Raw genomic sequence first — 7,117 nt, 5'->3', positions numbered from 1 at the left:
CTTTCCAGCAGTCCGCCGTCGCCGCCGATCTGCACGAGACCGCCGCCGCCCGGCGGCGGGGGGTCGAGCGCCAGACGGTAGCGGCGGGCGTTGGAAGCGTTGAGCAGGCGCAGGCGGTAGCGCAGCCTCAGTGGCTCAAGCACCGGCCAGGGCGCCCCGTTGACGACAAGGACGTCGCCGAGGACGCCGTCCATGTACGGGTCGGTGACACCGGGCGTGTGCTGGGCCGGGTCCAGGGCGGGGAGCCGGAAGGAGCCGCCGTATGTCCAGGCGGCGTCGGTGTGCCGGTCGCGACGTCGGCGGCAGGCGAGGCGTGACGGCCGGTGTGGCCACCGCCTGCCCGGAGTGCGGGACGCGTTGGGCAGACGGTGTCGACCGGGACTCCCCCGATGTGGCCGTACGCCGCGCCGTAGGAGGGGTCGGTCAGGCGGCTGCGGCTGGAGACGGAGACACTCCCGGCCCGCAAAGGGCCTGCCCGGCGACATCAAGTGCCGCGAGGTGCGTCAGGCCGCGGGCGGTGATTCCGTCGATGATCTTTGAGCCGTCAGGCGTCGTGCTGGTCGTGTCCGTGCTCGGCGGGGTGCTGCAAACGGACCCGCACACGCCGCAGCACTGTTCAACGTCCCAGAATTCGGCGGAGGACGCCGGTCAGTTCCTCTGCTCCGCCTGTTGGTCCGCTGTCCGTCCGCCAAGCCACGAAGCCGTCCGGGCGTACGAGGACGGCACCGTCTGGTGTCGTGCCGTGCACGGTTGACCAGTGGGGGCCGCCGCCGGTGTCGAGATCGTACGCGGCGCCGCTGCCGATGAGGTAGCCATCGAGCGGCACGTTCAGTCGTCCGGCCGCCGTCCGGGCAGCCTCGCGCCAGTCCGGACGTCCGCAGAGCAGGACGAAGGAGCGCTCGTACAGATCGATGGTGGAGACGGCCGCTCCGTTGCGTGTCACCCACATGTGAGGTGCCCGAGTGCCGGGGTCGGCGGACAGGTGCAGGCGATCGGGGATGGTCGGTGCGCCGGCGTCAGCACCGACCACCGCTGCGGAGACATACCGATATCCCAGCGCCACCGTCACCGGATCGATGGAGTTGTCCGCTGAGGTCCTGGCGGTGTAGCCAGAGCGCTCTTCACCGGGCGCCCGCAGGATTGCCTGCGCGCTGGTGGCCTGTGCCACCGGACGGCGTTCGGATTCATAGCTGTCCAACAGCCTGCGGCCCGCCCAGCCACGCAGCACCGCGGCGACCTTCCAGACAAGGTTGTGTGCATCCTGGATACCGGTGTTGGCGCCGAATGCTCCAGTCGGTGGCATTTCGTGAGCCGAGTCACCGATGAGGAACACCCGTCCGTCTCGGTAGCTGTCCGCCAGCCGTTCCGACGCACGCCATGGTGCCTTGCCGGTGATCTCGACATCCAGATCACGCACTCCGGCCGCTGCCCTGATATGCCCGGCACACTGGTCGTCCCTGAGGTCTTCCACCGTCTGTCCACGCTCGGGAGACCACGGCAGCTGGAAAACCCACTGCTCTTTGTTGTCCACGGGCTGCAGCAATCCCTCACCCGGCGGGTCGGTGACGTAGCACAGGATGAAACGCTCCTCCCCGACCACCTCGCGAAGCTTCCTGCTTCGGAAGGTGATGCTGACACGGTGGAACAGATCTCCTGCCCCCGACTGTCGGATACCGAGCCGCTCACGCACGGGGCTGCGGGGGCCGTCAGCAGCGAGAAGATAATCCGCGCGCACCGTGCGGGTCTCACCGGAATCCGCGCTCCGCACGACGGCGTCCACACCATGGCTGTCCTGTGAGAAGGACACCAGCTCTGTGCTGAAGCGCACGTCCCCACCGAGATCCCGGGTGCCTTGGAGAAGTACGGGTTCGAGATCGCTCTGGCTGCAGTCACACCGCACCGTCGAACACTGATCGGCCTCGGGCGGTCTGCCGGCTATCGGCGTTTGGAGCCATTCCCGGTGTTCCCCGTGCAGGGTGTCCACACGCAGAATTCCGCGGTTGTGGGACAACGAACCCGCCGCTTTCCGGATCTCGGGCTCGAGGGCCGCGGTCCGGAACAGTTCCATTGTCCGCATGTTGTTGCGGCGACCGCGCGGATGCGTCGACAGTGCAGCATGGCGTTCGACGACACGGTGCTGAATCCCAAGACGCCCGAGGAACACGGATGCAGACAACCCTACGAGCGACCCCCCGGCAATCAACACAGGCACATACTCATCGCCATCGTCCATCGCGTGTTCTCCTCTGCGGTCTGCAGCGCTGCGCCCTGTCGAGGTGTCCCTGCAACCCTTTCTTTTCCTTTTGCCACATGCCGGCCAGAAATACCCAAGCCGTCGCCTGGATGCCGTAGTGCCGGAGTCAACGATCCCGGGGGTGTGACGACCACTTACCGACCGACCCCGGACGCCTGTCACGGTGCGCTGCGGTCGATCAGCGTCGCCGCTCCTTCGGTTCGAGAGCCGGACGCAGTGCGTCGACGATCAGGTCGAGGAGCTGGTCAACCCTCTCCGGCGAGTCGATCGCCGTGGTCGAGAGGAACACGCCGAGGAGCATCATCGTGACGTCCTCAGGATCGACGTCAGAGCGCAGCGAACCGGCCTCCGCACCACGGCGCAGCATCATGGCGATGGCGGCTGTGATGCGTTCCCGCGTCGCGGGCGTGGCGATGCTGCCGGACGCCCAGCCCGCACGCAGCGTGTCGGACATGCCGCGCTTGATCTTGAAGAAAGCCGCGTACCGGGTCATCCACGCGCGCAGTGCGGCTGCGGGCTCACGTTCGTCGAGGAGCACCGGCGCGCTGGACACGACCTCGTCGAGCTCTGCGGAGTAGACGGCTTCCACGAGCGCCTCACGGGTCGGGAAGTGCCGGTACAGCGTGCCGATCCCGACGCCGGCCGCACGGGCGATCGCGTCCAGCGGAACGGTATCCGGCGTCGCGGCGAAGGCCTCCTTGGCGGCGCCGAGGAGTCTGTCGCGGTTCCGCCGGGCGTCGGCACGTTCGGGCCGACCGGACGCTGCCGCGCTACGGCCGGTGGGCGTGGGTTCGGTCTCAGGCAAAACGGAGGACCTCCGGTTAGCGCTACGGTGAAGCGGAGAGACTCCGTTTCATCCATGGTCCCACGCGAAGGAGAGAGCCAATGACTTCCCTTGCCCGATCTCCTCAGGTCACCGCGTCCGGTCGCGCAGCGCGCCGGCGGCTCAGGACAGCTCGCGGGTCGTACCGTCTCCCGGATCGGCTTCGGTGCGATGCAGCTGGAGCGCCTGCGGAACGACCGCAAGGCCGCGATCGCGATGCTGCGCCGCTGCATCGAGCTGGGCATCGACCACATCGACACCGCCCAGTTCTACGGCCACGGCTTCGTGAACGAGGTGATCCGCGAAGCCGTCCGCCCCGAGGACGATGTCATCGTGGTCAGCAAGGTCGGCGCCGAACCCGACCCCGGCGGCCCGCTTCCCCTCCGCCTCGCACAGCGCCCCGAGCAGCTGCGGGCCGGCGTCGAGGACAACCTGGCAAGTCTCGCGCTGGAACAGATCCCCCTGGTCAATCTCCGCCGTACGGACACCGGCCCTGGTCTGCGTGCCGAAGGGGATCAGGTCGTCGCCCTCGACGACCAGCTCGCCGTGATGACCGCCTTGCGCGACGAAGGCAAGATCGGCGCGATCGGCCTCAGCAGCGTCTCCCTCGACGTCCTGCGCAGCGCCCTGCCCGCGGGCATCGCATGTGTGCAGAACGCCTACAGCCTCTTGGCCCGCGACGATGAGGCCATGCTCCGCCTGTGCCTGGAGGAGGGCATCGCCTGGGTGCCGTACTTCCCCCTCGGCAGCGCCTTCGACGGAATGCCGAAGGTGACCGACGAACCCACCGTCATCACCGCCGCGCGTGAGCTGAGCGCCACCCCTGCACAGGTCGGACTGGCCTGGCTGCTCCACCACGCCCCGAACGTGTTGCTGATCCCCGGCACGACCGACCCCGAACACTTGGAGGCGAACGTGGAGGCCGGAGCAGTCACGCTCGACAAGGCGACGCTCTCCGCCCTGGACGCCGTCCAGACCCGCTCTGGAGACATCGCCCTCGACTAGGTCGCCGTCTTCGACACCGGCGGCACCGGCACTTCCCTCGCCCGTCGCTGTGCCCGCGAAGGCTTCCAACTGATCGTTTCAGAATGCCGTCCTCCGACGGAGACGATGGAAGCCCTCGTGGAACAATCGCCCGGACATGAACGCAGGGGGTGACGCGCTGTGGAACTTGGGGCTTCGGCTGCGGAAGGGCCGCGCGTGACGGCAGCGCGCACCCTTGTGATCAGTTTCGTCGATGCTCTCCATACGGCCGGCAACGCCATGCGGGCGGCGATCCCGCCGCTCGAGCAACTGGCGGAGATGCTCGCTCTGGTCCGCTCGCACCAGGTCAGCCGTAGCGGTGAAATCGGCGACTACCTCTACAAGGTGCACGGAGCAGGCTGCCTCTTCATCAGCCAGGACGGCAGTGAGATCGATGTGGACTTCGCGGCCGACGGGGCGGAGATCTTCGACTTCTGGCGCCTGCGCCGTTACGGGCATAGCCTGCCGGAGCCTCTTGCCCCCACGGAGCAGGAGGTGCGATGCGCAGTGGAGTCGTTGAAGCCTCTGCTGGCCGAGGTGCGGCCCGGGTGGTTCAGCATGGCCAAGATCAACACTTCAGCTTGAGATCGACATGTCGGGTGGCGGTGGCTGTCTGCGGCCTCGACGAGCAGAGGCCGCGGGGGTCCGATGATCTTGTCCCCGAAGTCCCCGGAAGCGCACAGCCCGGCTGCTGCCGCAGCCACCCGAGCGCTTACCGCGCCGACGCCCCCGTCTAGGACTCCTGGAGCCGGTGGACCTCGCCCGTGCCCAGGGTGATCACGGCCCGGGGCCGCATGCGCTCCTCGCCCCGCCGGGAGAGCAGGACCACCTCCTCGACCACCGCCGACAGCGCGCCGAGCCGAACGGCACACTCGTCGGCCAGGCGCTTGGGATCCTGGGTGCGGCCGAGGGACAGGTGCGGGGTGAAGCGGCCGCCGCGCCCGTGGCAGAGCGGGAACCGCAGCGCCAGCTCCTGGTGCAGACGGGCCCAAGGCGCCGGGCCCGCCGCGGCCGGATCGAGCCACACTGTCGCGTAGTGCCGATGCCGGAAGTACCGCACTCCGGCCAGGTGCGCCGTGAACGCCGTGGTCTCGGCCGCCCCTGCGGAGAGCAGCGGCACGGCCCGGGCGAACTCCTCCTCCGGCACGAAGCCGAACAGCAGGTTCACATGCGGTGGCCATCGCCGTACCTGCGGATCGTGCTCCCAGCGGATGTCCTGAATCCCCGGCCAGAGGTCCCGCGGCGGAAGCCACGCCACCGCCGTCCGGGCCGTCGGCGCCACCTCCAGCACACCCATCGGCTCGGCCCCGCCGAGAGCCGGATTCCCATCCACATGGTCATGGTCCCAAATGGAGGCCGGAACCGTCCGGAGACTCGGTGCCGATCGCGTCGGCGAACGGCCGGACCCGCGGGATCCCCCGGATCGGGCCTGCCGGGCGGCAGCAGTCCGACACCTGGGCGTCTCATCGACCCACCAGCCGCCGGGACCGGGGCGGCCCGGCGTTGAGAACCACGCGTCCCGTCAGCTGCCCCTCGTTACCGGGATCTTGGGCTTCCACGATCGTGCATCCGAAGCGGTTTCCTGTGTCCCGTCCCCGCTCCTGATCGTCAACTCATCATGTCGCGCTCGCCTCGTCGTAAGACTATGGCGTCATCGAGCCGTCCGTATACGCAGAGCTGTGACGGACCAGTCGATCACTGGGGCGAGGTGCTCGGGTGCCGGCCAGCCGTTGATCAACGCGAGCAGCTGGAAGTAGCGGTCCCTGCGTGGATCGCTCGCGGTTTCCAGGCGGTGCAGCAGCAATCGGTGCAGCTCAGCATCGTCGGGACGACCGTAGGCGAGCGCGCAGCGTGCGGTGAACGTTGCGACGACAGGGTCGGCCTGGGACGAATCCGGGGTGATGCCGGACGCCACGGCTGGGCCCACGAGATGGCGAGCGATGGCGACCATGTCCGGGCTTGGCCGCGTGAGGGTGCCGTCCGGCAAGTCGGCCACGTGGCCTTTGGCCAGGCCTCGCACACTGGCGCGGAAGTCCGGGTCCAGGGACAGCTCGGCCAGCTCCACCCATGCCCTGATCTGCTCATCTGTGGGGTTGTCGGGAGGTTCGGGTGTCATGGAGCGCCGGGCTGCGGCATGGTGGGGGCTGCCGTCGGAGTCCTCGAAGACGGTGTCGAGGAAGCCGTCGATCAGGAGTCGGCGTTCGGCTTCGGACAGCGTGGCCAGCTGATGCATGAGTTCCATCTCCCTGGAGGTGGGGGCGCGATTGACGGCGACCGTCAGCACGGCCCGTCGCAGACGCAGGATGCTGATCTGTACATCCAGTGCGGCTGCGTGCTCGGCGGCGACTTCGCTGAGCGTGAGTTCCTGATCGACGACCCGCCGGATCGCGTCGAGGCCGATTCCCAGATCGCGCAGTGTCCGCACGAGGGCAAGGCGAGCGACGGCGTCCGGGGCGTAACGCCGGTAGCCGGCGGGGGTGCGGTCGGTCGGCACCACGATGCCGCGATCGGAGTAGAACCGGATCGTCTTGACCGTCAGCCCAGTGCGTCGGGCCAGTTCACCGATCGAATAGAGCGTGCCGCCGTCCATGAGCCCACCCTCCTGTCTCCCCCTAAAGGAGACTCAAGTCTGAGCCCACGCCTCAACGTCCGCAGGCGGTCCAGGTGGACCTGCTTCTAGTACCCCGAGGTGCGCTGTGGATCCTGACCGTCGTCCAGCAGATGGCTCGTTTGGTTTTCCTCCATTTGCCGGGCGCGAGCGAACCCGACTCCGGGCCGGAATCCGTGGTCGATCCCGACGCCGGCGAGTTGCTGCAGGGACGCGCCCGAAGTACCAAACCTGGTGACTTTCCGCCGGGCTACTGGGATCGATTTACGGGACCGACTCAACTGTGACCGGCCATCCCTGACCTCGATTCGTCAGGCGTGGCGACACGCGAACGTCCCGCCGGAGAGCCGGCGGGGCGTCTCACTCGTAGCGGATGACCACCCCTGAAATGGCACGAACCCGGCTTCCT

General features: G+C 68.3%; 6 protein-coding genes and 1 pseudogene. 2 read left to right on the top strand and 5 right to left on the bottom strand.

Annotation, left to right across the window (positions count from 1 at the left end; all coding sequences use genetic code 11):
• The 3 genes and pseudogenes from ACFYX0_RS27085 to ACFYX0_RS27075 form a co-directional block, all read right to left on the bottom strand.
• Positions 1-194 (bottom strand): annotated as a pseudogene (locus tag ACFYX0_RS27085) (multicopper oxidase family protein); the annotation flags it as partial.
• 422 nt (positions 195-616) lie between these two features.
• On the bottom strand, positions 617-2,233 hold the full coding sequence (locus tag ACFYX0_RS27080) for an FAD-dependent monooxygenase (protein WP_388973845.1): 1,617 nt from the start codon (positions 2,231-2,233) through the stop codon (positions 617-619).
• Between the two features lie 199 nt (positions 2,234-2,432).
• Positions 2,433-3,059 (bottom strand): TetR/AcrR family transcriptional regulator, encoded by a 627-nt coding sequence (locus ACFYX0_RS27075; RefSeq protein ID WP_355921084.1) that lies wholly within the window; start codon positions 3,057-3,059, stop codon positions 2,433-2,435.
• Between the two features lie 189 nt (positions 3,060-3,248).
• On the opposite strand from ACFYX0_RS27075, the gene ACFYX0_RS27070 reads away from it, so the two are divergent.
• Together ACFYX0_RS27070 and ACFYX0_RS27065 are read left to right on the top strand one after the other, a co-directional pair.
• Complete coding sequence (locus tag ACFYX0_RS27070; RefSeq protein WP_388973855.1) at positions 3,249-4,082, top strand: aldo/keto reductase; 834 nt, start codon at positions 3,249-3,251, stop codon at positions 4,080-4,082.
• Between the two features lie 195 nt (positions 4,083-4,277).
• Positions 4,278-4,685, top strand: a complete 408-nt coding sequence (locus tag ACFYX0_RS27065; RefSeq protein WP_388973843.1) for a DUF6896 domain-containing protein — start codon at positions 4,278-4,280, stop codon at positions 4,683-4,685.
• 148 nt (positions 4,686-4,833) lie between these two features.
• Here the strand turns inward: ACFYX0_RS27065 and ACFYX0_RS27060 are convergent, their stop codons facing one another.
• Positions 4,834-5,433 (bottom strand): 2'-5' RNA ligase family protein, encoded by a 600-nt coding sequence (locus ACFYX0_RS27060; protein WP_388973841.1) that lies wholly within the window; start codon positions 5,431-5,433, stop codon positions 4,834-4,836.
• A gap of 318 nt (positions 5,434-5,751) precedes the next feature.
• On the bottom strand, positions 5,752-6,690 hold the full coding sequence (locus ACFYX0_RS27055; protein ID WP_388973839.1) for a MerR family transcriptional regulator: 939 nt from the start codon (positions 6,688-6,690) through the stop codon (positions 5,752-5,754).
• Positions 6,691-7,117 lie beyond the last annotated feature (427 nt).

Origin of the sequence: Streptomyces sp. NPDC002573, from assembly GCF_042889625.1 — a bacterium.
GTDB classification, from domain to species: domain Bacteria; phylum Actinomycetota; class Actinomycetes; order Streptomycetales; family Streptomycetaceae; genus Streptomyces; species Streptomyces gibsoniae.
The sequence above is the reverse complement of the archived record's forward strand: the minus strand, read 5'-3'. Positions and strand labels throughout refer to the sequence as shown.